Origin of the sequence: Pseudomonas alkylphenolica (assembly GCF_000746525.1) — a bacterium.
GTDB classification, from domain to species: domain Bacteria; phylum Pseudomonadota; class Gammaproteobacteria; order Pseudomonadales; family Pseudomonadaceae; genus Aquipseudomonas; species Aquipseudomonas alkylphenolica.
Window position 1 is genome coordinate 3400362 of sequence record NZ_CP009048.1, and the last position, 22418, is coordinate 3422779.

A 22418-nucleotide genomic window follows, 5' to 3' on the forward strand; every position below is an offset into this window, starting at 1 on the left:
TGCTGGGTGGGTTGTGCGCTCTGCTATCTCTGTGTGACTTCAGCAGTAAACACCGAAAGGGCAGCAGGCAATAGCAAAAAAGGCCATCGGCCGATAACCCGGCCGATGGATCTGAGTTGTGTAGATCCCATGCTCTTCGGGACAGAGTAGGTTGAGGGAGCACTACAGCGACCATTTGAAGCTTTATTTCAGGGTGACCGTGCCTTTCATCATTGACATGTGGCCAGGAAACGAGCAGAAGAAACCATACTTCTCGCCTGCAGCCAGCTTGGATACGTCGAAGGTGACCGAGTCGCTCTCCTTGGCGCCAATGACCTTGGTGTGGGCGATGACACGTGCATCACCGTCCTTCAAGTAGTCCTTATCAACACCGGCGCTGAGGCCATCGGTGGCGATCGGCTGCATATCAGCTTCTTTACTGAGCACCCAGTTGTGGCCCATGACGTTTTTCGGCAGGGAACCGGAGTGGGTCAGTTCGACGGTGAAGGTCTTGCAGCTTTTGTCGATTTCGATGGCCTTGGTGTTGAAGGACATTTGGTCGGTTGAATCGACGGTGGTCTTGCATTCAGCAGCCAGCAACTGGCCACTGGCAATGGTCAAGACGGAAAATGTTACAATTTTGGTAAGCATGGTACATCTCCAAGCAGGATTTATTGGAATGAAGTCCGCCAGACACCTGAGCAGGTCCAATGACCTGCATCAATGGATGCTCAAGCAGTGTCTTTGCCTCTCTGGTCCCCATCAAGTTAACCAATCGATCAGTAATGTGTTGAGCCATTATGGTTGGACGATCAACTTGACAGACCATAGACCTCAACAGTCTATTTCGAAGACTTCTTACCTACCATATTGTAGAGCCCACGAATTTACCCGACTCTCCCTTGACCAGTCGGCATCACCGTGATCTGCACTTGGCGTTTTGTAACGACAAGCCGAAACGAAATTACGGAGCATGGTAGCCAGAGCCTGCGGGTTTCTATGGCTGTCTACGCGAAACGTCAACAGGCCCTAGCAGAAATTACGTTTCAGGGTCAGACTGATCAGTCGTCAAAAGTAAAAAAGTGCTTGTATCGTAGCTGTAGCTTGTTCGCGGCTTCTGCCGTGCTGAGTACCCATACGGTAAGTTCATGGTCCCCGTTCAACAAGTGCAATCTGAGCGAAAACACAGTTCGCAGAAATCGAACAACTCGCCTACTCCAGCTCTCTAATAGCGTTCATTAGAAGCCATTGCGCACCTTTGTTCGCATTTCGCGAACAGTCATTTCGCCCATAATGGCATTGTTAGAGATGAGCGCGCGCCTTACCGTTGAGCCACTCAAACACAAAAATAACAGGGCTATTCACTATGACGATGAGTACTCAACCTGCAATAAAAATTCCCTCCGTTAAGACCGAAGTATTCGAAACAGTATTTGGCTCGCTATCCCATTACACCAAAGGTTCGATCGAACTAGTCACCGGTAAGAAAAGCCACTACGCCTTCTCCAATATTTTTGAAGTCGCCGGGCAATCGGCACCCTACGAGAAGATCGTCGTGGGGCTCAATCTCGGCTATGTGATCGAAACGTTGCGCGCTGAGGGCACTTCTCCGTGGTTCACCTGTGCCCACGATGAGTTCGTCATTTCGGTCGACGGCAGTGTTCGCGTTGACTTCCTCAAGCTCGACGCGGCAACCGCGCAAGGTGACGGCACCCAACTGGCTGGCGAACTGCCAAAAGGTCGGCCAATGGGCTACGTGCTGCTCAAACGCGGGCACCAGGCACTATTGCCTGCCGGCTGCGCCTATCGCTTCGAAGCCAGCGTTCCCTGCGTGCTGCTGCAGCAAACCGTGCAAGGCGCCCTCAGTGTTGAGAAGTGGGCTGACATCTGCCTGAAATGATCCGTGTTCTGCCCTCGACATCAATCCAAAAATAATAGGAGCCAATCATGGCTATGCTCGAAGTAGTTGAAACCGAGAAAGCGTTGTCTTTTGAAAACCTTGTGAGTGCCAGCGCGGCCCACCCGATCACCGGCTATAAGGCTTATACCCTCGGTGCCTTTAAGCTCTCCCGGGACGAATACTTCGCCCGTATCGAATGGCCGGCCAAAGGCGAGCGCCGTTCCCACTTGATTCCGGCAGATGCTTTCCTACGCGCCGTCATGCGTGACGTGGCGTGGGGCTTTTTCTACGGTTGGGTCAATTTCGACCACGTCTTCGGTACTCGCAATCTGTACGGCAAGGTTGACATGTACGCGGGCACCTTCAACGGTGTGCTGAAAGCGGCCGGTGTCGACTACACCGAGCAGTTCGAAACACCGCAGATCATGGCTACCTTCAAGGCTATCCTGCACGACTGGACAAACGCAGGCTTTGACCCGTTTGCCGCGCCTTCCGAAACCGGTACGGCGTTCGGCCGCAAGCATGGCGACAACATCGAGGCGATCGAGCGTTTCCGCGTTGCCACCCGGCGTATGCCAGGCCTGGAGGGGGATTCGCCACTGCGCGACGACCTGCCGGTCAACCGCCATTTTGCCGATGTTTCCCAGGACGAGCCCGAAGTGCACGCCGCCGAGGGCTTTGAAGGACAACTGCACGCCTTCAGCCTGTTCAAGTACCTGTCGCGCTCTGACGTGAGCTGGAACCCGTCGGTGACTTCAGTGTGCGGCGCCAGCCTGTTCTGCCCGACCACCGAAGAATTCGTCTTGCCGATTGTCCATGGTAACGACCGGATTGAATGGTTCCTGCAGCTCAGCGACGAAATCATCTGGGACATCGGCGACAAGGACGATGGCACTCCCCGTGCGCGGATCACCATGCGCGCTGGCGATATCTGCGCGATGACCGCCGACATCCGCCACCAGGGCTACTCGACCAAGCGCTCGATGTTGCTGGTCTGGGAGAACGCCACGCCTAACCTGCCGCAGCGCTATGAAAGCGGCGAGCTAAAGCCCTACCCCGTCGAATTCTGATCATCGCGGCCCGCGCTTCCGGTCGGGCCCGCCTCTTCATACCGTTTATTTGACAGTGCCATTGTCGGCACTGCAGGGAGTCTTTGCTCATGCAAAACCAATTGTTCATCGACGGCCAGTTCGTCTCAGCCCTTGAGGGCGGCGAGATCGATGTCGTCAACCCTACCAATGGCGAGCTGATTACCCGCATCGCTGCGGCCCTGGCTGAAGACGTTGACCTGGCTGTGGCCGCAGCCAAACGTGCATTCCCCGGTTGGGCTGCCACACCTGGCGCCGAGCGCGGTCGGCTGCTGATGAAGCTGGCCGATCGCATCGAAGCCTGCAGCGATGAGCTGGCCCGCCTCGAATCGCTGGATACCGGCCATCCGCTCCGTGATTCGAGGATTCTTGACGTACCGCGCACGGCCGCTTGCTTCCGCTATTTTGGCGGAATCGCAGACAAGATTGAAGGCAAGGTGATCCCGGTCGACGCAGGGTACCTCAACTACGTGCAGCGCAAGCCGATCGGCGTAGTCGGGCAGATCGTACCGTGGAATTTCCCGCTGATGTTCACCAGCTGGAAGATGGGCCCGGCTCTGGCAGCGGGCAATACCGTGGTACTCAAGCCGTCGGAGCTGACGCCGCTCTCGACACTGCGTATCGCCGAACTGATGAAAGAAGTGGGCTTCCCGGACGGCGTGGTCAACATCGTTCCAGGCTACGGCCATACTGCCGGACAGCGTCTGGCTGAACACCCGGATGTCGGCAAAATCGCCTTCACCGGCTCCACCGCCACCGGGCGCCGCATCGTCGAAGCCTCCCAGGGCAACCTCAAGCGCGTACAGCTGGAGCTGGGCGGCAAGGGTGCCAACATCGTTTTCGAAGACGCCAACCTCGACGCCGCCGTCAACGGCGCCGCCTGGGCGATCTTCCACAACCAAGGTCAGGCTTGCATCGCCGGTTCGCGTTTGCTACTGCAAGAAAGCATCGCCGACGAGTTCCTCGAGCGCTTCATCACCTTGGCCCGGTCGATTCGCCTCGGCGATCCGCTGGACCCGAATACTGAGATGGGCCCGCTGACCTCGGAGCTGCATCGCGATCGAGTGCTGTCGTTCGTCGACATCGCACGCCAGCAGGGCGGGCGGATTCTCACCGGTGGCAAAGCGCCGAATGATCCGGCTTTGGCCTCGGGGTTTTATGTCGAGCCGACGGTCGTTGAAGCCAAGCCAGGTGACCGCGTTGCCCAGGAAGAGGTGTTTGGTCCGTTCGTGACCGTGCTGCGTTTCAAGACCGAAGAGGAAGCGCTGGAGATTGCCAACGGCACAGAATACGGCCTGGGTAGTGGCCTTTGGACCCGCGACCTGCAGCGCGCCCATCGAGTAGCGGAAAAGATCAACGTCGGCATGTGTTGGATCAACTGCTACAAGCGCGTCAGCCCCGGTAGCCCGTTTGGCGGTCTGGGTCAATCCGGTTACGGCCGGGAGATGGGTTTCGACGCCATTCACGACTATACCGAGGCTCGCTCGGTATGGGTCAACGTCGACGCCAAGATCCTTCCCCACTACCCACGCTGAGGCCACCTCATGAACGAATTCATCTATCAAGGCACGCCGACCCGAGTGATTTTCGGGGCAGGCAAACTCGCCAGCCTCAGTGACGAAATCCAGCGCTTGGGCGCCCGTCGCGCGCTGATCCTGACCACACCGGAGCAACAGGAACTGGGCGAGCAGGTCGCCAGGTTACTGGGTGATCGCAGCGCCGGCGTCTATCCCTACGCGGTGATGCATGTACCGCTGGAAACAGCGCAAGCGGCCCGCGAGGAGGCCGTGCGCCGCGAAGCGGATTGCTGCGTGGCCGTAGGTGGTGGTTCGACCATCGGCCTGGGCAAAGCCATCGCCATGGGCAGCGGTTTGCCGATCCTGGCGGTCCCGAGCACTTACGCCGGATCGGAGATGACCCCGATCTACGGCCTGACCGAAAACCGCCTGAAGAAAACCGGTCGTGATCCACGGGTCCTGCCCAAGACCGTGATTTATGACCCGGAGCTGACGCTGACTCTACCGGTGAGCATGTCGGCCTGCTCCGGCATGAACGCCATGGCCCATGCGATTGAAGCCTTGTACGCCGAGGACGCCAACCCGGTGATCTCGTTGATGGCCGAAGAATCGATCCGCGCATTGGCGCAGGCACTGCCGAAAATCGTCGACGACCCGCAAAACGTCGAGGCCCGTGGCCAGGCGCTACAAGGCGCATGGCTGGCCGGTATCTGCCTGGGTTCGGTGGGCATGGCGATCCACCACAAGTTGTGTCACACCCTCGGCGGGACCTTCAACCTGCCGCACGCCCAAGCCCATGCGATCGTCCTGCCCCACGCGGCGCACTACAACCGTAAAGCTGCTGCCGAGCCCTTGCGCCGTGCTGCTCGCGCATTGGGCGGCGAGTATTCCGATGAAGTCGGGCCGCTGCTCTACGCCTTGAACCGTCGCCTGGGGATTCCCTTGGCGTTGTCCGAGATTGGCTTTCCCGAGCATGGCCCTGCCGAAGCCGCTGGTATTGCCTGTGCCAGCCCGTACTACAACCCGCGGCCGTTCGAACAGGATGCCATCGAAGCATTGCTGACCCGTGCGTTGAAGGGGCAGGCACCGGCCTGAAGGTATTGCCGCTGTCCGTCGATTGCCACATGAGAATAACAAGATGAAAGACCTAGACTTGTCTTCCGAGCGCGAGATTACCGCCCGCGCCATCAACAGCTTCGGGCACACACCCAATATTCGCCTGCGCTTTTTGCTGCAGACACTGGTGAAGCATGTTCACCGGTTTGCCAGCGAGGTCGAGCTCAGCGAATCCGAGTGGTTCCAGGCAATTCAGTTCCTCACTGCCACGGGGCAGAAGTGTGATGACTTGGTGCGGCAGGAATTCATCCTGCTGTCTGATGTGCTAGGCCTGTCCATGTTGGTCGATGCTATCGAGCATCGCAGTGGCGTCGATGCAACCCAGAGCACTGTGTTCGGGCCGTTCTATATTGCCGGCATGCCTGACCGCGAATACGGCGAGAACATGGCGTTGATTCCCGGTAGCGCCTCGCTGATCACAGGTTACGTCCGCGACGCCGCTGGCAACCCGTTGCCAGGCGCCACGCTGGATGTCTGGCAGACCGCCGAAAACGGCCAGTATTCAGGTCAGGACGTCGCGCAGCCACATGGCAACCTGCGCGGTCGTTACTTCGCCGACGAACAGGGCCGCTATGCCATTCGCAGCGTGGTGCCGGTCAGTTATCCGATCCCCACCGACGGCCCGGTCGGCGACCTGCTGGAGGCCAGCGGCCGTCATCCGTGGCGCCCGGCGCACCTACATTTCATGCTCGACGCGCCAGGTCATCGACGCTTGGTCACCCATCTGTTTAACGATGACGATCCCTACATCAATTCCGACGCCGTGTTCGGCGTCAAGGATTCGCTGCGGGTCGCATATCAGCAACGGGCAGCCAGTGACCCACTCGCAGCGCAGTTTGATATCGGCACGGATTTCCGCCTAGCGACGTTCGACTTCGTGCTGGAGGCCTCGGCATGAACCAGTTCTTTGCCATTTTCGCGACCGACAAGCCCGACCTCGAACCATTGCGCAGTGAGATCCGCCTCAGGCACCGCGAGTACCTGCGCGAACCACATCCTCATCGCGTGGTAGTACGCCTGGGTGGACCGACCTTGAGCAGCTGCCAAGGCGCAATGAATGGCACTTTGCTGGTGGTAGAGGCCGGCAGCCTGAGCGAGGCAGAAGCTTTTTTTGCCGACGATCCTTATGCCCAGGCCGGGCTATTCGAACGCGTCGAGATCCGGCCCTGGAGTTGGGGCCTTGGCAATCCGCAGATGAGAGCCTGAGCCATGGCAGCAATCGAACTGTGCGCCCTTGATCAGGTCCCCGATGGCGGCGCACTCGGGCTCGAAACCACACTGCAAGGGCAATCTACGGCGTTGGTGGCGGTGCGACGCGGCATGCAGGTGTGGGTCTACCGCAATCGCTGCCCGCATTTTTCCATCCCCCTGGACTATCAACCGGGGTCGTTCAGTACCTACCAGACGCGGCTATTGATGTGCGTGCATCACGGGGCGATGTTTCGTTTCGATGATGGCCGCTGCATCGATGGCCCTTGCGAGGGGGCGCGGCTGGACAGTGTCCCGGTGTACCAGCAGGACGGCTCGCTGTGGTTGGACGAGGTTAATGGCGCACCCGTGCTGGTACCGCTGACAGGAGTGCAATGCCATGACGCTTGATGTCGAGTCTGCCCAATTGCTCAAGAAATTGGCCGAGAGCGGGCTGAAGCCGTTTCATTTGATGCAGCCAGCCGAGGCTCGCGAGCTGATGGCAGGCCTGCGTCCCGAGGCCGAAGGGCCTGCGATGCACCATGTCGAAGAGGTGCAATTAGGTGGCGTGCGTTTACGGGTCTTGACCCCCAACGCTGTGGTTCGCGGCTCCATCCTTTACCTGCATGGCGGTGGCTGGGTGGTCGGTGGTCTTGATGACTTCGACCACTTCGCTCGTCAGTTGGCGCAGCGCACGCAGTGCACTGTGGTGCTGGTCGATTACCGCCTGGCGCCCGAGTTTCCATTCCCGGCTGCTCTGGATGACGTCGAGCAAGCGGCCCAGTGGCTGGTGGATCGCCGCGCGCAGCTGGCTGGCTCGGCCAATGGCCCGTTGATCGTTGCCGGCGATAGCGCCGGCGGCAACCTGGCGGCCGTGTTTGCCCAGCGGGCTGCCCAGCGTGGCCAGTCGCATTGGGCTCTACAGGTATTGCTCTACCCGGTCACCCAAGCGGATCTCGATGGCCCGAGTTACCTCGATTCGCAACGCCAGTTACTACTGACCCGCGAGGACATGCGCTGGTTCTGGGATCACTACCTGCCACAAGCCGATCAGCGCCAGCAGGTGTCGGCTTCACCATTGGCAGCGAGGGATCTGCGTGGAGTACCACCAGCCGTGGTGCTGACGGCGGAATTCGATGTGCTACGCGAAGAAGGCCAGGCCTACGCCGACCGCCTAGCGCAGGCCGACATCACCGTTGTACAGCGCTGCTTCATCGGGCAGATGCACGGCTTCGTGACCATGCCGCTCCTCAGTGCCAGTCACACTGCGCTGGAGTGGCTCGGGGAGCAGATTGAGCCCTGGCTGTAGACCCTTTAAGCCCATTACGAGCAATCGACAATACCCTGACAACAAACAAGAGGTTTACCCATGAGAACCTACAACACCACTTTGGCTTCCCTTGAATGTGATGATGAAACCCTGCGTGCCCACCTGCAAGGGGCGGATATTCCGACTCTACTGTTGACCGTGGCACACTTGACCGGCGACCTCAATGTGCTCAAACCAGCCTGGAAACCTGTGGTTGCCATGGGTGTCGCGCACAGCGGCATGACGCCCGAAGTGGAGGCCGAGGTTCGCGAGGACTGCCTACAAAAGCTACTGGCCTTCCGCGACAGCGGTCTGCCGGTGCCGGCTCGGCCGAGCAGCGAGCAGTTGCATGCTTTGGGGACCTGGCTGATGGGTCCAGTCATTGAACCGTACTTGCCCTTGGTTGCAGAGGAACTGGTGACCGCCGAAGAAGACCCTCGCGCGCCCCGCTGGCATAAAGATCATGTGGCGGCCGGCCGCGAGTTCAAGGTAGTGATCATTGGTGCCGGCGAGAGCGGCATGATCGCCGCGTTGCGTTTCAAGCAGGCAGGCGTGCCCTTCGTCGTCTACGAGAAAGGCACCGACGTTGGCGGCACCTGGCGCGAAAACACCTACCCGGGTTGTCGCATCGACATCAACAGTTTCTTCTACAGTTTCTCCTTCGCCCGCAGCACCTGGGACGACTGTTTTGCCCCTGGCCCGCAGGTGTTCAGCTACATGCAGGCGGTGGCGCGGGATAAGGGCCTGTACGACCATATCCAGTTCAATACTGAAGTCACCGATGCCCATTGGGACGAAGACCGCCAGCGCTGGCAGCTGCTGTGCCGCGACAGCGCCGGGCAAACCCGTGTCGATAGCAACGTGGTGGTGTTCGCCGTCGGGCAACTGAATCGGCCGATGATCCCGGCCATTCCTGGTAAAGAGACGTTCCAAGGCCCGGCGTTCCATTCGGCGCAGTGGGATCACAACGTTGACTGGAGCGGCAAGCGAGTCGCCGTGATCGGCACCGGGGCGAGCGCTGCCCAGTTCATCCCGCAACTGGCCAAGACCGCCGCCGATCTTAAAGTCTTTGCGCGCACTACCAACTGGCTGCTGCCCACACCTGATCTACACGAGAAAATCTCTGACAGCTGCAAATGGCTGCTCGCCAATCTGCCCAACTACAGCCTGTGGTATCGAGCGACCAAAGTCATGCCACAAAGTGTTGGCTTTCTTGAGGATGTCGTGGTCGATGTCGATTACCCCCCGACTGAAGTCGCGGTATCAGCACGCAACGATCAATTGCGCCGGGACATCTGCGCCTGGATGGAGCCGCAGTTCGCTGACCGGCCGGACTTGCGTAACGTACTGATTCCGGATTCGCCAGTCGGCAGCAAGCGCATCATCCGTGACAATGGCACCTGGATATCGACGCTCAAACGTGACAACGTCAGCATGATTCGTCAACCGATCGAAGCAATCCGTCCCACGGGTATTTGTTGTATCGACGGCACTGTACACGAGTTCGACCTGATCGTTTACGGCACCGGCTTTCATGCCTCCAAGTTCTTGATGCCGATCAACATCACCGGGCGCGACGGCCTGGCACTGCGCGAGGTCTGGAAGGATGACGACGCCCGTGCCTACATGGGCATGACCGTACCCGGCTTTCCCAACATGTTCTGCATGTACGGTCCTAACACCGGGCTGGTGGTGTACAGCACCATCATTCAGTTCTCGGAGTTCACCGCGACCTACATTGTCGACGCCGTGCGGCTGCTGCTGGAAGGTGGGCACCAGAGTATGGAGATCAAAGCGCAGGTGTTCGAGAGTTACAACCAGCGTGTCGACCAAGCCAACGGCTTGCGAGCCTGGGGATTCTCGCGGGTAAACAGCTGGTACAAAAACAGCAAAGGCCGGGTGACGCAGAATTTCCCGTTCAATGCCGTCGAATTCTGGCATAGGACCCACGAAGTACAGGCTACCGACTACTGCCTTTCCTGATCGCCTCCCTAGCGGGGTTCCAGTCACAGCCTTACTATGCGAAAGCAGGCGGTGCCTGGCCGCCAGGTAATAATTACAAGAAGGGGAAGGTCATGGATCGTCTACTCATTACGGAAGCATTCGTGCACGTGGCACAGACCGGTAGTTTCTCCAAGGCGGCGGAGCAGTTGGGCGTGACCCGTTCGGTGATTACTAATCGTGTGCAACAGCTTGAGACGTTCATCAATTCTCCGCTGTTTCATCGCAGCACTCGCCACGTCCGCCTTTCGGACATCGGCGAAGCCTATTTCCAAGAATGTGCCGACATGGTCGCCGGCTTTCACGGTTTGACCGAGAAAATGCGCAACCAACGCTCCAACCTCACCGGCCAGTTACGCGTCCAGGTCCTGCAAGGATTTGCCATCGATCACCTGGGCCCGATGTTAGCCGAGTTCACCGCAATGTATCCAGAGATCGAGTTCGATGTCGTGGTCAATGACCGCGTGGTCGACCCGATCGAAGAGGGCTTCGACATCGCTTTTCAGATGTTCCCGCCGATGGCCGAGCGCTTGGTGGTGCGCAAGCTGTTCAACGTCCACAGGTTGTTCTGTGCGTCGCCCGCATACTTACGCGAACAGGCCGCGCCCGAGCATCCACAGCAGCTCAAGGATCACCGTATAGCGTTGTACGGTGGCTACCCGTCACGCAACCGATGGCAGTTCACATGGGGTGAGGAGTGCATCGATCTGATCCTGCACGGCCAGGTGCGCTCCAGTTCGGTCCATCTGCTGCGCGATTACGCCTTGAGCGGGGCTGGCATCACCTGCTTGCCCACCCTCATCGCTAGTAACTACCTTATCAGCGGGGAGTTGGTACCAATTTTGACCAACTATCGGCTGTCATCCTTCGACTTCGCCGCCGTGTATCCAGAAACCCAGCGTCGGGCACTGAAGGTGCGGACCTTGATCGATTTTTTGATCGAGCGTATCGGTGATGCGCCTGAATGGGATCAGCAATTACTGGATCGCGGGATACTGATCCTCTGATCACGAAGGATGGTTCGCTGTCTTAGCGAAAACATGGCAACGCGGTATCGCCTCCGAATTCTGTAGGCACCCCTTATAGATCAATGGCTTGAGATGAAACGGCAACAGACCCTAGCGCCAACCTGGCGTAGGACTTGTTTGCCGAGCCAGCAACATTCAGGAGAACAGCATGAAGCGTCCACCCCCAATCAAATACCAACCTGGGCCCCACCTCATAACCTCGCGCAGAACCTTTCTTCTGGGAACAGCCGCTACGCTGGGTATGACCGTGGTCAGTACTCCTCTGCTCAGCATGGCAGCTAGCCTGGCAAGCCCCGTACGCCAGGAGACTCTGTCCCTATGTCGTATTGTTTACGACCCCCGTCACCCGGCCAGCGCCCGATTCGGCGCTCAGTCCGAACAGGCGGGCCATGCAACCCATGCCATGCGAGGTGATGTAACCGAATTGTGGACTGAGTATCTGGCTGAGCAATGGCGCAAGCAGCCCGTCGCCATTGCTGGCATGACACACGCTGACGCCTTGTTCGTATTGGAACGACTCGGTTGGGATCATGGCCTGCGCGTGACCTTCCGCGCCGAACATCGGGTGCAGGCGAATGGCATTACAACTCACAGTATCGCCGGCCCCGAGTCCATGCTGGCCAGTTGCGCAGCACTTGCAGCGCAACGATACGAATGGGCGGACTGCATGGCCGGTGTGGTCAGATATCCTCCCAGGCAAGCCATCCTACTCGCTGAAAGATCGCTGGCCATGCCCGGCAATTACCCGACTGACTCTGCCCGTCCACTCTACACCTGGGTCATCACCCCTCATCACCGCATTGTGTAAGCGACCAACCAATATCTTGATAGTGGAGTGAAGCCATGAACTATCCACAGGGCGTGAGCGCCCAGGACTTCGATTCAGCATTGGACGAGTTTCGCCGTATCGTCGGTGCCGACAACGTGTTTATCAGCGAGGCGGATGTTGCCCTCTATCGGGATGCCTATTCACCAAAGTGGGGTGAATCGGACGAACTGGTAGCCTCCGCTGCCGTAGCCCCGACCACGGTCGAGCAAGTACAGGCCATAGTCAAGGCTGCCAACCGCTTGAGGATTCCATTGTTTGCCATATCCACGGGCAAGAACCTTGGTTATGGCGGCTCCGCTCCCAATATGAGCGGTAGCGTCATTGTCGATTTGAAACTGTTGAACAAGATCATTGAGGTCGATGACAAACGAAACTTCTGCATTGTGGAGCCAGGCGTTTCTTATTTTGACCTGTATAACTATATTCAGGAACGCGGTCTGAAGCTGATGATGGATGTCCCCGATCCGGGCTGGGGTAGCCCACTGGGTAATGCCCTGGATCACGGTGTTGGTTATACCTTGGGCAACTACCGTGACCATTTTGGCTCGCATTGCGGTATGGAAGTAGTGTTGCCGGACGGCGAACTGCTGCGTACTGGTATGGCTGCGGTACCGGGTGCGGAAACCTGGGGCGAGAACAAATATGGTTACGGGGCTTATGTTGACGGCCTGTTCGCCCAGTCCAACTTCGGTATCGTCACCAAGATGGGCTTCTGGATGATGCCGCAGCCCGAGCATTATCTTTCCTGTATGGTCAAGGTACCCCGTTACGAAGATATTATTCCGCTGATTGATACGGTCAATTATCTGGAAGACCAGGGTCTTATTGGTCATCCGCGCTATGGCTGCCCGATGGACTCGTTATGCCTGATGTGGGAGCCGGAGTCTTATAAGACGACCCGCGAGCTGATGCAACTTAATAATCAGCCAGGCGGTGCATCCGTTGCCGAGTACCAGAGTTATGCACAAAACCATGGGCTGGAATACTGGAATGTGGTGTTGAATTTCTACGGACCAAAAAAAACCCTGTTTGCCAACTGGGAGTATGCTCAGGAAAAATTCGCTGATATTCCCGGTGTACAGTTCGAGCAGTTGGAATCCTACAGCCTGCCCATTGCCAAGAAGGATCAGCAGAAGCTGCGTCACCAGGTGGCTCTTGGTATTCCGAATATGTCCATCTTTTCCATAGGCGCACGCTCCGAAGCCATGCCAAACCCCGATGATGGCCATGCCTGGTTTGCCCCTATCGTGCCCCGTAACGGCAAGGCTTTCATCAAGGCCCATGAGGTATTTTGCAAAGCTGCCAAGGAACTTGGGCTGACCAGTGCGCCAATTGCGCGAACCAATGTTCCGCAGACATGGCAATACCGCAGTTATATTTACTTGTTCCCTTTCTTTATTTCGCGCAGTGACAAGGAACAGAACAGGAAAGCGGTCGATCAGTTCATCACATTGGTGAAGCTCGCCGCCGAGCACGGCTGGACGGAGTACCGCACTGCGCCGATCTTCCAGGATATCGTTGCCAGTACTTACTCCTTCAATAACAACGCGCTGCTGCGCTTTCAGAGTCTGCTCAAGGACACAGTTGATCCGAATGGCATTATTGCGCCAGGCCGGGGGGGAATCTGGCCGAAGCGTTACCGGGAGGATGCATGATGAAGAAGTTACTGCTATGCAGCATCTCAGCCATGCTGACGCTGACCTCTCTGACAACATCAGCACAGGATCAGCAGTTGACACAGGGGAAAGCGCTATTCGGCAAGTGGTGCGTCGCTTGTCACGGAGCAGGACCAGGCCACCCCGGCACCCAGGCACTTGATCAGCGCTATCAGGGGTCGATGCCTGGTGTACTGGAACAACGTACCAACCTCTCGCCGGAGTTTGTTGCAGTCTTTGTCCGTAATGGCATTTCAGTCATGCCGTTCTTCCGCAAGACCGAGATCAATGACAATGAACTCGCTGCAATCGGCGCCTATCTATCGTCGCCGAAAGGCACAGCCGGTAACTGAGCCTCACATTAACGCCCCACGTATGGGGCGTTAATGTCCCAGTGGCTTATGAGGGCGCTTGACTTAGACAATCGTGTAACCACCATCTACCAGGTAATAGGCACCGGTGACAAAGGAAGCATCGTCGGAAAGCAGAAAACGCACCACCTTGGCTACCTCATCGGGACGACCCAGGCGGGCGAGCGGGTGGCGACTGATAAGCTCGTTACGGGTTTCGTCTGGCAACGCATCCAGTAAAGGAGTGTTGATATAAGCTGGACCGACAGCATTGATTCGCAGCCCCTGCGCCCCATATTCCGCTGCGGTATTTCGGGTCAGTCCGATCACACCATGCTTGGCGGCGGTATAGCCGCCCATGCCGATATTGGCTACCGCAGAATGAATCGAGGCCATATTCACGATAGCACAGTTCTCAGCACCTGCTGCGAGCAGTGCCGGAATCTGAGCACGCATGCCGTAAAAAACGCCGTTGAGGTTGATATTGATGACGCGATTCCAATCTTCAATATCGGCCTCTGCCGCATCGGCCACATTGCTGGCGACGCCAGCATTGTTCACTGCATAGTTCAGCTTACCAAATGTATCTACAGCAAAAGCTACCAGCATTTCGTTATCCTCCACCAAGGCACTGTTGGCAACGAATACAGCCGCTTCGCCGTCAGCTGCCATGATTTCATCCACTACCCGCTGGGCGCTGTCCCGATTGATGTCAGCCACGACCACCTTGGCGCCAAGTCGGGCGAGCTCTTTGGCTACCGCCTCGCCAATACCAGAACCAGCCCCTGTAACCAGAGCAACCTTGTTATCGAATATCATGCTGTCCTACCTCTCTTTCTTTACTGAATTATGGTCGTCGGCCAGGCTCGACTTTCATGACCGACCTGAAAGTCGCGATCCGTCAATTCATTACTGCTCACAACGAGCATTCGGCGAAGCCGTTCAAAGGAACAAAACGGGTGAAGCCATCATCAGTTCGGTACATAAGGCAAAACTGAGCGTGATAAAAAATAAACCAATGAATTAAGCGCTCAGGACACTAGGAACCGGAACCGTGGTGATGCCATCTGCTTAGGTCGCCGTCGGATCAGTCCTCCGCTAGAAAGCTCGCTGGCGGATTCATCAGTACATGCCAGAGAACGTTCAGCGTTGAGTGAACAGATTCAATAGCGTTACCCTCTTTTTGCAAGCAATCAAACAGCAAGCCTGTCGTACTAACACCAAAAAACTCCATCACTCGCCGTATATTGAGCGACGCGGTCAATTCGCCAGCGCCCACGGCATTTTCAATTACCGTTTTGAGATGCTGCATGAATCGTCCTCTGACACCAGCCAGTCGTTGCTGATGAACGGCTGAGTCCCCTCCGCAAGCCCCCTGATACATCATGATCTCTGCCAAGCGCCGAGGAATTTCTTCGCTGATCGTTTCTATCAGGCGTTGTTGCAACTGCTGCCACGCCAGCGATAGAGGAAGGTCTTTAGCCAAAGTGCTTTCCAGTGGGAGAATTTGCTCATCGAAAATTGTTTTAAGCAAATCCTCCTTGCCCCTGAAATGCCAATAAATTGCGCCTCGAGTGACATTGGCCCGCTGCGCGATGTGCTCAAGCGTTGTTTCAGTCACACCAGCCTGTGAGAAAAGTTCTGTGGCTGCGGCCAGAATCCTCTGGCGTGTCAGTGCGGCCTCCGCTGCTGTCTTTCTAGCCATCGACACGTTATCCGTGAATTGTCCGAGGCATCCGACCGATCACCTCTTCAATATTCTTCTTGCATACCTGCAACGCGTGCTGAAAACGCCCCCCCGCGATCATTGCTCGCGAAGTTGGCGCTACGATCGAGATTGAATAGAGCCCCAAATAGGTGTCGAGCAGCGCGGCATAGGAACACAGGCCCTCGATGTATTCGTTCTCATCCGTTGCCACACCGCTGGCCTTGACGTCCTTCAATTGCGCCAGCAATGCCTCGCGCTTCAGGCTTTTGGCCGTGCACGCCGGCAATGGATCAGGCAGCAAGGCACGCAGGGTATCTTCAGGGAGTTCGGCCAACAGCACCTTGCCCCCCGAGGTCGCCATGGCGGGTACATGGATACCGATTGGAAAAACGACCCGCAGCTCTCGCTCGGCCACGATTCGGTCCATCACATAGACTTTGTCGCCGGACAGCGACGACAGGCACGTCGACTCCTGCACCTGCTCCGACAGCGAAGTCAGGTGAGGCCTGACCAGGGAAATGATATCCATCTGGGTTTGAGTGATGAGTTGGCCGAACGCCGGCCCCAGGCGAAAACCACCACTCGGCCCCCGTGCTTTCACCAAATGTTCCACCGCTAGTGCATTGATGATGCGCTGCACCGTCGAACGCGGTAGATCGACCACCTGGGCGATCGCCGCCAGACTCAACCCCTGGGGATTGTTGCCCAACGCCCGCATGATCGACGCGGCGCGGGCGATAACTTGTATCCCGCCATGTTTGCCAGTGCTTTCTTCCGTACTTGTCATACCACCCTCTTGATGTCCGTCTGTCGCGGCTCGCCGCCACTTTGCGCCGCCACTTTAGTGCCAACCGCTCGATCCAGCCAGCACGTGGGCTTCTGAACAAAGGCTATGCTGAGTGAGTGCCTACCTTATGCCAGCAGTGCTTGACTTGGCAAAACCATATTGCGGTACACTATACCGCATTACGATTCATTAACCAGTACCTGATCGCCCGACCTCGCACAGGAGACACGCGGTGAAGTTCAATAAATCATTCCATTCAAGACAGCTGATCCCCCTGGCAGCCCTTTGGCTGCTGGCGGGTTGCGGTAACCAGGAGGCCGCGAAGAACGAGCAGCCGCCCCCCGAAGTCGGGGTCTATACCGTGAAGTCACAGGCGCTGACATTGACGACCGACCTGCCGGGGCGTACCTCGGCTTTTCGCATTTCCGAAGTCCGGCCTCAGGTGTCGGGCATCCTGGAAAAACGCCAGTTCGTCGAAGGCGCCGAGGTCACGCAAGGCCAGCCGCTGTACCAGATCGACCCACGCACCTATCAGGCCCGCCAGGCCAAGGCCGAAGCCACGCTGCTGGCGGCACAGAACCTGGCGCGGCGCTACGAGCGACTGCTCAAGACCAACGCCATCAGCCAGCAGCAGTACGACGATGCCCAGGCCGCCTGGAAACAGGCCCAGGCTGAAGCCCAGGTCGCACGGATCGATGTGCAGTACACCAAAGTGCTGGCACCGATCTCGGGGCGCATCGGCCGCTCGGCTGTCACCGAAGGCGCATTGGTGACCAATGGCCAGGCCCAGGCGCTGGCCACCGTCACCCAGCTCGACCCGATTTATGTCGATGTCAATCAACCTATCACCCGCTTGCTTGGGCTGAAGCGTGCGCTGGAATCCGGGCGCCTGCAGCGGGTAGGTGAAGACCGGGCACAAGTCAGCCTCACACTGGATGACGGGTCCCTTTATCCGCTCAAGGGCGTGCTGCGTTTCTCTGAAGTCAGCGTCGACCCCACCACTGGCTCGGTGACCCTGCGGGCCGAGTTCCCCAACCCCGACCGCAAGCTGCTGCCAGGCATGTTTGTCCACGCGCTGCTCAGCGAAGGTGAACAGCAGGCGGCCATCCTCGTTCCGCAGCAGGCGGTGGGCCGCGATGCCCGCGGCACCCCGACCGTATGGGTGGTCAAACCCGACAGCACCGTCGAACGGCGCGAAGTGGAAACCTTGCGCACCGTGGGTAATGCCTGGTTGATCGGCGACGGCATCAAGGATGGCGAACGCGTGATTACCGAAGGTGTGCAACTAGCCCGCGCCGGGATCAAGGTCAAGCCAGTGGACGCCAAGAACGTCAACCTGGTCGCCGATTTCCCGCCACTGGCGGACACCCAGTCCCATTGAGGAGTTAGTGATCCATGTCTCGCTTTTTCATTGATCGGCCGATCTTCGCCTGGGTGCTGGCGATCGTCGCCATGCTGGCGGGGGCGCTGTCGCTGATGAACATGCCCATCAGCCAGTACCCCAACATTGCCGCACCCGCCGTGTCGATCCAGGTCACCTACCCGGGTGCTTCGGCCCAGACCGTGCAGGACACCGTGGTCCAGGTCATCGAGCAGCAGCTCAGCGGCCTCGACGGCTTCCGCTACATGTCCGCCGAGAGTGCCTCGGACGGCAGCATGAACATCATCGTAACCTTCGAACAGGGCACCAACCCGGACATCGCCCAGGTCCAGGTGCAGAACAAACTGCAGCTGGCCACCCCGCGCCTGCCTGAGGAGGTGCAACGCCAAGGCCTGCGGGTGGTGAAGTACCAGATGAACTTCTTCCTGATCATCGGTCTGGTGGACAAGACCGGCAAGATGACCAACTTCGACCTGGGCAACGTGATTGCCTCGCAATTGCAGGACCCGATTTCGCGTATCAATGGTGTGGGCGACTACATGCTGTTCGGCTCGCCCTATGCCATGCGCATCTGGCTCGACCCGGTCAAGCTCAACAGCTACCAGCTCACCCCAGGCGATGTGGCCCAGGCCATTCGCGAGCAGAACGTGCAGGTATCCTCCGGCCAGCTCGGCGGTTTGCCGACCCGCTCCGGTGTGCAGCTCAACGCCACGGTACTGGGCAAGACCCGCATGACCACCCCGGCCGAGTTCGAAGAGATCTTGGTCAAGGTCAAGGCCGATGGCTCCCAGGTACGCGTCAAGGACCTGGGCAAGGTCGCCCTGGCTTCCGACAACTTCGCCATCTCGTCGAAGTACCGCGGCGAGTACTCGGCGGGCCTTGCCCTGCGCCTGGCCAGCGGCGGCAACCTGCTGGAGACGGTGAAAGCAGTCAAGGCGGAGCTGGAAAAACAGAAAGCCTACCTGCCTGAAGGCGTCGAGGTGATCTACCCGTACGACACCACGCCGGTCGTCGAGGCATCCATCGAGTCGGTGGTGCATACCATCGGCGAAGCGGTGATCCTGGTGTTCCTGGTGATGTTCCTGTTCCTGCAGAGCTTCCGTGCGACGCTGATCCCGACCCTGGCGGTGCCGGTGGTGTTGCTGGCAGCCTTTGCCCTGCTACCGACCTTCGGCATCACCATCAACGTATTGACCATGTACGCCATGGTGCTAGCGATCGGACTTCTGGTGGACGATGCCATCGTCGTGGTGGAAAACGTCGAGCGATTGATGCACGAGGAAGGCTTGTCGCCCCTTGAAGCGACGCGCAAGTCCATGCAGCAGATTTCTGGTGCCTTGGTCGGCATCGGTATGGTGCTGTCTGCGGTGTTCGTGCCCATGGCCTTCTTCGGCGGTTCGGCGGGCATCATCTACAAGCAGTTCGCCGTCACCATCGTCATCTGCATGGCGTTGTCGGTACTGGTTGCGCTGATTTTCACACCCGCCTTATGCGCCACCATTCTCAAGGCCCCACAAGGTCATGGGCACCAAGAGCGAAAAGGCTTCTTCGGCTGGTTCAACCGCGTTTTCGACCGTAGTACCGCACGCTTCGAACGCGGCGTGGGCGGCATCCTCAAGCACCGTGGCCGCTACCTGCTGATCTTCGCCCTGATCACCGCCGGCACCGGCTATCTGTTCACTCAAATTCCCAAGGCGTTTCTACCGAACGAGGACCAGGGGTTGATGATGGCAGAGGTGCGCATGCCACTGAACGCCTCGGCCGAACGTACCGAAGCCGTGCTGCAGGAGGTCAAGGACTACCTAGTCAACGACGAAGGCGAACTGGTCGAGCACGTCATGACGATCAACGGCTTCAACTTTGCCGGCCGTGGGCAGAACTCCGGCCTGGTACTGATCGTGCTCAAGGACTGGGCCGTCCGCCAAGGTGCAGGGCAGGATGCGTTCAGCCTGGCCCAGCGCGCCAATGAGCGTTTAACCCATATCAAAGACGGCCAGGCCATGGTCTTCGTGCCCCCTGCCATCCTCGAGATGGGTAACGCGATGGGCTTTGACCTGTACCTGCAGGACAACTCCGGCCTGGGCCACGAGGCTTTGATGAAGGCACGCAACCAGTTCCTGCAACTGGCGGCAGAAAACCCCAAGCTCAAGGCCGTGCGCCCCAATGGCAAGGATGACGAGCCGCAGTTCCAGGTGCGCATCGACGACGAGAAAGCCCGCGCCCTGCAGGTCAGCATCGCCTCGATCAACGAAACCATGAGCGCTGCCTGGGGCTCGATGTATGTCAATGACTTCATCGACCTGGGCCGGGTCAAGCGTGTGTACCTGCAAGGCGTCGACAGCTCGCGCATTTCGCCGGAAGACTTCGACAAATGGTACGTGCGCAATGCCCTGGGCGAAATGGTGCCGTTCTCGGCGTTCGCCACCGGTGATTGGGTCTACGGCTCGCCCAAGCTGGAACGCTACGGTGGTATCTCGTCCTTGCAGATCCTCGGTGAACCGGCCGCTGGCTACAGCACCGGTGACGCCATGGTGGCGATCGGCGAGATCATGCAGCAACTGCCACCGGGTATCGGCCTCAGCTACAACGGCCTGTCCTACGAGGAGATCAAGACCGGCAACCAGGCCCCGATACTCTACGCCCTGACCGTCATCATCGTGTTCTTGTGCCTGGCGGCACTGTACGAAAGCTGGTCGGTACCCGTGTCGGTAATCTTGGTGGTGCCACTGGGCATCCTCGGCGCCGTACTCGCGACCCTGATGCGTGGCCTCGAGGCCGACGTGTACTTCCAGATCGGCCTGATGACCACAGTCGGCCTGACCGCGAAGAACGCCATCCTGATCATCGAGTTCGCCAAGGAACTGTACGAGAAAGAAGGCATGCCGCTGGCCAAGGCGGCCATCGAAGCGGCCAAGCTGCGGCTGCGGCCAATCATCATGACCTCGCTGGCCTTCACCTTCGGTGTATTGCCCATGGCACTCAACACCGGCGCCGGTGCCGGCAGCCAGCACTCGATCGCGACCGGTGTCGTCGGCGGGATGATCACCGCCACGGTCCTGGCCGTGTTCTTCGTCCCCTTGTTCTACGTGGTGGTGGTGAAATTGTTCGAACGCAAGCAACGAGTGGCAGCAGCCCAAGGAGAGTCGGCATGAAGCTGCGATACCTCTCGATCGCGCTGGGGCTGACCTTGCCAGGCTGCAGCCTGATCCCCGACTATCACCGCCCTGAAGCACCCATACAGGCAGACTGGCCCGCGGGCCCGGCCTACGCGAAAGACCAGGCACAAGGTGGGCAAGAAGCCACCCTGAGCTGGCAGACGTTCTTCCGCGACCCCGCCATGCGCCAGTTGATCGGCGTCGCGCTGGAGCACAACCGCGACCTGCGCCAGGCAGCGTTGAATGTCGAGGCATACCGGGCGCTGCACCGCATCGAGCGCTCGGCCCTGTTCCCGACGATCGATGCCAACGCTGACGGAACACGCCAGCGGGTGCCCGACGACTTGTCCACCACCGGCAATACCGAGATTCAGAGCCAGTACTCGGCGACCCTGGGCATTGCCTACGAAGTGGACATGTTCGGCCGCCTGCGCAGTCTGGAACATGCTGCGCTGCAGCAGTACCTGGCCACCGCCGAAACCCAGCGCGCCGTGCAGATTGCCCTGGTCGGCGACGTTGCCATTGCCTACCTCACCTGGCGCAGCGACCAGGCCCAGTTGGAACTGGCCAGCTCCACCTTGGACAGCTACCAGTACAGCCTGGACCTGATTCGCTCCAGCAGCGAAGTCGGCACCGCCTCGGCGCTCGATGTACGCCAGGCGCGCAGCCTGGTGGAGACCGCACGTGTGCAGAAAGCCCTGTACACCCGTCAGGTCGCGCAGGACGTCAACGCCCTGCAGTTGCTGCTCGGCACCAAGTTGCCGGGCGACCTGCCGGCCCGCGACACCCTGGAACAACCGCTGGCAACGCTGTCTGCAGGCATGCCGGCCGACCTGTTGCTGCGTCGGCCGGACATCCGCGCGGCCGAACACCGCTTGCTGGCGGCCAATGCCGACATCGGCGCGGCACGCGCGGCGTTCTTCCCCAGCATCAGCCTCACCGCAGCGGCAGGGACCGCCAGCCGCGATCTCGACGGCCTGTTCGAGGGTGGCTCGGGGGTCTGGAGCTTCATGCCGCAGATCAACCTGCCGATCTTTACCGCCGGCCGCCTGAGCGCCAACCTTGATTACCGCAAGGTGGTCAAGGACATCAATGTCGCCCAGTACGAGAAAAGCATCCAGGACGCCTTCCGCGAGGTGGCCGATGGGCTGGCGGCACACGGTACATTCGGTGAGCAGTTGCAAGCCCAACACGACCTGGTCGATAACAATCAGGAGTACTACAAGCTGGCCAACCAGCGTTACGACGAAGGGGTGGACAACTACCTGGTAGTGCTCGACGCGCAGCGCGAACTGTTTGCTGCCCAACAGCAATTGCTCAAGGACCACCTGAGCCAGCTCAGCAGCGAAGTCAGCCTGTTCAAGGCGCTCGGTGGCGGCTGGGATGCCCAGCCTTCCAGGCCCCTTGTCAGCCTGAAATGATGCATT

At 58.8% G+C, this 22418-nt stretch carries 20 protein-coding genes and 1 pseudogene; 17 read left to right on the forward strand and 4 right to left on the reverse strand.

The annotated features are described in order from the left end of the window. Positions 1 to 183: 183 nt before the first annotated feature. Positions 184 to 630, reverse strand: a complete 447-nt coding sequence (azu, locus tag PSAKL28_RS15480; RefSeq protein WP_038612117.1) for an azurin — start codon at positions 628 to 630, stop codon at positions 184 to 186. Positions 631 to 1345: 715 nt separating this feature from the next. Between azu and PSAKL28_RS15485 the strand changes: the two genes are divergently transcribed. From PSAKL28_RS15485 to PSAKL28_RS27050, 13 genes are all read left to right on the forward strand, one after another. Continuing rightward, positions 1346 to 1879: a cupin domain-containing protein gene (locus tag PSAKL28_RS15485; RefSeq protein ID WP_257011808.1), complete on the forward strand. Its 534-nt coding sequence runs from the start codon at positions 1346 to 1348 to the stop codon at positions 1877 to 1879. 47 nt (positions 1880 to 1926) lie between these two features. Then, complete coding sequence (locus tag PSAKL28_RS15490; protein ID WP_038612120.1) at positions 1927 to 2949, forward strand: hypothetical protein; 1023 nt, start codon at positions 1927 to 1929, stop codon at positions 2947 to 2949. Positions 2950 to 3038: 89 nt separating this feature from the next. Further along, complete coding sequence (locus PSAKL28_RS15495; protein ID WP_038612123.1) at positions 3039 to 4502, forward strand: aldehyde dehydrogenase family protein; 1464 nt, start codon at positions 3039 to 3041, stop codon at positions 4500 to 4502. Positions 4503 to 4511: 9 nt separating this feature from the next. Beyond that, a complete protein-coding gene (locus tag PSAKL28_RS15500; RefSeq protein WP_038612126.1) occupies positions 4512 to 5579 on the forward strand; it encodes a maleylacetate reductase in 1068 nt (355 codons plus the stop codon). A gap of 43 nt (positions 5580 to 5622) precedes the next feature. Beyond that, positions 5623 to 6498, forward strand: coding sequence for a dioxygenase family protein (locus PSAKL28_RS15505; protein WP_038612129.1), 876 nt, complete (start codon positions 5623 to 5625; stop codon positions 6496 to 6498). Then, complete coding sequence (locus PSAKL28_RS15510; protein WP_038612132.1) at positions 6495 to 6806, forward strand: YciI family protein; 312 nt, start codon at positions 6495 to 6497, stop codon at positions 6804 to 6806. Before PSAKL28_RS15505 ends, PSAKL28_RS15510 begins: the two co-directional genes overlap by 4 nt. A gap of 3 nt (positions 6807 to 6809) precedes the next feature. Continuing rightward, positions 6810 to 7199 (forward strand): Rieske (2Fe-2S) protein, encoded by a 390-nt coding sequence (locus tag PSAKL28_RS15515; protein ID WP_051939410.1) that lies wholly within the window; start codon positions 6810 to 6812, stop codon positions 7197 to 7199. Then, positions 7189 to 8097, forward strand: a complete 909-nt coding sequence (locus PSAKL28_RS15520) for an alpha/beta hydrolase (RefSeq protein WP_038612135.1) — start codon at positions 7189 to 7191, stop codon at positions 8095 to 8097. The genes PSAKL28_RS15515 and PSAKL28_RS15520 overlap by 11 nt, the downstream gene beginning before the upstream one ends. A 60-nt stretch (positions 8098 to 8157) precedes the next feature. After that, positions 8158 to 10080: a flavin-containing monooxygenase gene (locus PSAKL28_RS15525; RefSeq protein WP_038612138.1), complete on the forward strand. Its 1923-nt coding sequence runs from the start codon at positions 8158 to 8160 to the stop codon at positions 10078 to 10080. 92 nt (positions 10081 to 10172) lie between these two features. After that, positions 10173 to 11105: a LysR family transcriptional regulator gene (locus PSAKL28_RS15530; RefSeq protein ID WP_038612141.1), complete on the forward strand. Its 933-nt coding sequence runs from the start codon at positions 10173 to 10175 to the stop codon at positions 11103 to 11105. 169 nt (positions 11106 to 11274) lie between these two features. Next, a complete protein-coding gene (locus PSAKL28_RS15535) occupies positions 11275 to 11934 on the forward strand; it encodes a hypothetical protein (protein WP_038612144.1) in 660 nt (219 codons plus the stop codon). Positions 11935 to 11969: 35 nt separating this feature from the next. Further along, positions 11970 to 13610 carry an FAD-binding oxidoreductase gene (locus PSAKL28_RS15540; protein WP_038612147.1) on the forward strand — a complete coding sequence of 547 codons (1641 nt, stop codon included), beginning with the start codon at positions 11970 to 11972 and terminating at the stop codon, positions 13608 to 13610. Continuing rightward, positions 13610 to 13963 carry a c-type cytochrome gene (locus tag PSAKL28_RS27050; protein WP_075226636.1) on the forward strand — a complete coding sequence of 118 codons (354 nt, stop codon included), beginning with the start codon at positions 13610 to 13612 and terminating at the stop codon, positions 13961 to 13963. The genes PSAKL28_RS15540 and PSAKL28_RS27050 overlap by 1 nt, the downstream gene beginning before the upstream one ends. A 63-nt stretch (positions 13964 to 14026) precedes the next feature. Here the strand turns inward: PSAKL28_RS27050 and PSAKL28_RS15550 are convergent, their stop codons facing one another. Further along, a complete protein-coding gene (locus PSAKL28_RS15550) occupies positions 14027 to 14779 on the reverse strand; it encodes an SDR family NAD(P)-dependent oxidoreductase (protein ID WP_038612150.1) in 753 nt (250 codons plus the stop codon). Positions 14780 to 14838: 59 nt separating this feature from the next. Here PSAKL28_RS15550 and PSAKL28_RS28575 point away from each other — a divergent pair. Continuing rightward, positions 14839 to 14987 (forward strand): annotated as a pseudogene (locus PSAKL28_RS28575) (IS630 family transposase); the annotation flags it as partial. 60 nt (positions 14988 to 15047) lie between these two features. On the opposite strand, the gene PSAKL28_RS26545 reads toward PSAKL28_RS28575, so the two are convergent. After that, positions 15048 to 15665, reverse strand: coding sequence for a TetR family transcriptional regulator (locus tag PSAKL28_RS26545; RefSeq protein WP_051939412.1), 618 nt, complete (start codon positions 15663 to 15665; stop codon positions 15048 to 15050). Between the two features lie 7 nt (positions 15666 to 15672). Beyond that, the gene (locus tag PSAKL28_RS15560; protein ID WP_038612153.1) at positions 15673 to 16455 is read right to left on the reverse strand and encodes an IclR family transcriptional regulator; all 783 of its coding nucleotides are present in this window, start codon (positions 16453 to 16455) and stop codon (positions 15673 to 15675) included. 232 nt (positions 16456 to 16687) lie between these two features. Here PSAKL28_RS15560 and PSAKL28_RS15565 point away from each other — a divergent pair, with 232 nt between their 5' ends. From PSAKL28_RS15565 to PSAKL28_RS15575, 3 genes are read left to right on the forward strand one after another with little or no spacing between them, the layout of a single operon-like run. Next, positions 16688 to 17836, forward strand: coding sequence for an efflux RND transporter periplasmic adaptor subunit (locus tag PSAKL28_RS15565; RefSeq protein WP_038612156.1), 1149 nt, complete (start codon positions 16688 to 16690; stop codon positions 17834 to 17836). A 14-nt stretch (positions 17837 to 17850) separates the two neighbouring features. Next, positions 17851 to 20988 (forward strand): efflux RND transporter permease subunit, encoded by a 3138-nt coding sequence (locus tag PSAKL28_RS15570; protein ID WP_038612159.1) that lies wholly within the window; start codon positions 17851 to 17853, stop codon positions 20986 to 20988. Further along, positions 20985 to 22412 (forward strand): efflux transporter outer membrane subunit, encoded by a 1428-nt coding sequence (locus PSAKL28_RS15575; RefSeq protein ID WP_038612162.1) that lies wholly within the window; start codon positions 20985 to 20987, stop codon positions 22410 to 22412. Before PSAKL28_RS15570 ends, PSAKL28_RS15575 begins: the two co-directional genes overlap by 4 nt. Positions 22413 to 22418: the final 6 nt, after the last annotated feature.

What these genes read in the sequence shown, in the direction of transcription:
- PSAKL28_RS15520 (WP_038612135.1), top strand. Translation starts at nt 7,189, where the DNA reads ATGACGCTTGATGTCGAGTCTGCCCAATTGCTCAAGAAATTGGCCGAG.
- PSAKL28_RS27050 (WP_075226636.1), top strand. Translation starts at nt 13,610, where the DNA reads ATGAAGAAGTTACTGCTATGCAGCATCTCAGCCATGCTGACGCTGACC.
- PSAKL28_RS15515 (WP_051939410.1), top strand. Translation starts at nt 6,810, where the DNA reads ATGGCAGCAATCGAACTGTGCGCCCTTGATCAGGTCCCCGATGGCGGC.
- PSAKL28_RS15540 (WP_038612147.1), top strand. Translation starts at nt 11,970, where the DNA reads ATGAACTATCCACAGGGCGTGAGCGCCCAGGACTTCGATTCAGCATTG.
- PSAKL28_RS15495 (WP_038612123.1), top strand. Translation starts at nt 3,039, where the DNA reads ATGCAAAACCAATTGTTCATCGACGGCCAGTTCGTCTCAGCCCTTGAG.
- PSAKL28_RS15510 (WP_038612132.1), top strand. Translation starts at nt 6,495, where the DNA reads ATGAACCAGTTCTTTGCCATTTTCGCGACCGACAAGCCCGACCTCGAA.
- PSAKL28_RS15550 (WP_038612150.1), bottom strand. Translation starts at nt 14,779, where the DNA reads ATGATATTCGATAACAAGGTTGCTCTGGTTACAGGGGCTGGTTCTGGT.
- PSAKL28_RS15500 (WP_038612126.1), top strand. Translation starts at nt 4,512, where the DNA reads ATGAACGAATTCATCTATCAAGGCACGCCGACCCGAGTGATTTTCGGG.
- PSAKL28_RS15530 (WP_038612141.1), top strand. Translation starts at nt 10,173, where the DNA reads ATGGATCGTCTACTCATTACGGAAGCATTCGTGCACGTGGCACAGACC.
- PSAKL28_RS15525 (WP_038612138.1), top strand. Translation starts at nt 8,158, where the DNA reads ATGAGAACCTACAACACCACTTTGGCTTCCCTTGAATGTGATGATGAA.
- PSAKL28_RS15570 (WP_038612159.1), top strand. Translation starts at nt 17,851, where the DNA reads ATGTCTCGCTTTTTCATTGATCGGCCGATCTTCGCCTGGGTGCTGGCG.
- PSAKL28_RS15490 (WP_038612120.1), top strand. Translation starts at nt 1,927, where the DNA reads ATGGCTATGCTCGAAGTAGTTGAAACCGAGAAAGCGTTGTCTTTTGAA.
- PSAKL28_RS15575 (WP_038612162.1), top strand. Translation starts at nt 20,985, where the DNA reads ATGAAGCTGCGATACCTCTCGATCGCGCTGGGGCTGACCTTGCCAGGC.
- PSAKL28_RS15505 (WP_038612129.1), top strand. Translation starts at nt 5,623, where the DNA reads ATGAAAGACCTAGACTTGTCTTCCGAGCGCGAGATTACCGCCCGCGCC.
- PSAKL28_RS15560 (WP_038612153.1), bottom strand. Translation starts at nt 16,455, where the DNA reads ATGACAAGTACGGAAGAAAGCACTGGCAAACATGGCGGGATACAAGTT.
- PSAKL28_RS15535 (WP_038612144.1), top strand. Translation starts at nt 11,275, where the DNA reads ATGAAGCGTCCACCCCCAATCAAATACCAACCTGGGCCCCACCTCATA.
- azu (WP_038612117.1), bottom strand. Translation starts at nt 630, where the DNA reads ATGCTTACCAAAATTGTAACATTTTCCGTCTTGACCATTGCCAGTGGC.
- PSAKL28_RS26545 (WP_051939412.1), bottom strand. Translation starts at nt 15,665, where the DNA reads ATGGCTAGAAAGACAGCAGCGGAGGCCGCACTGACACGCCAGAGGATT.
- PSAKL28_RS15485 (WP_257011808.1), top strand. Translation starts at nt 1,346, where the DNA reads ATGACGATGAGTACTCAACCTGCAATAAAAATTCCCTCCGTTAAGACC.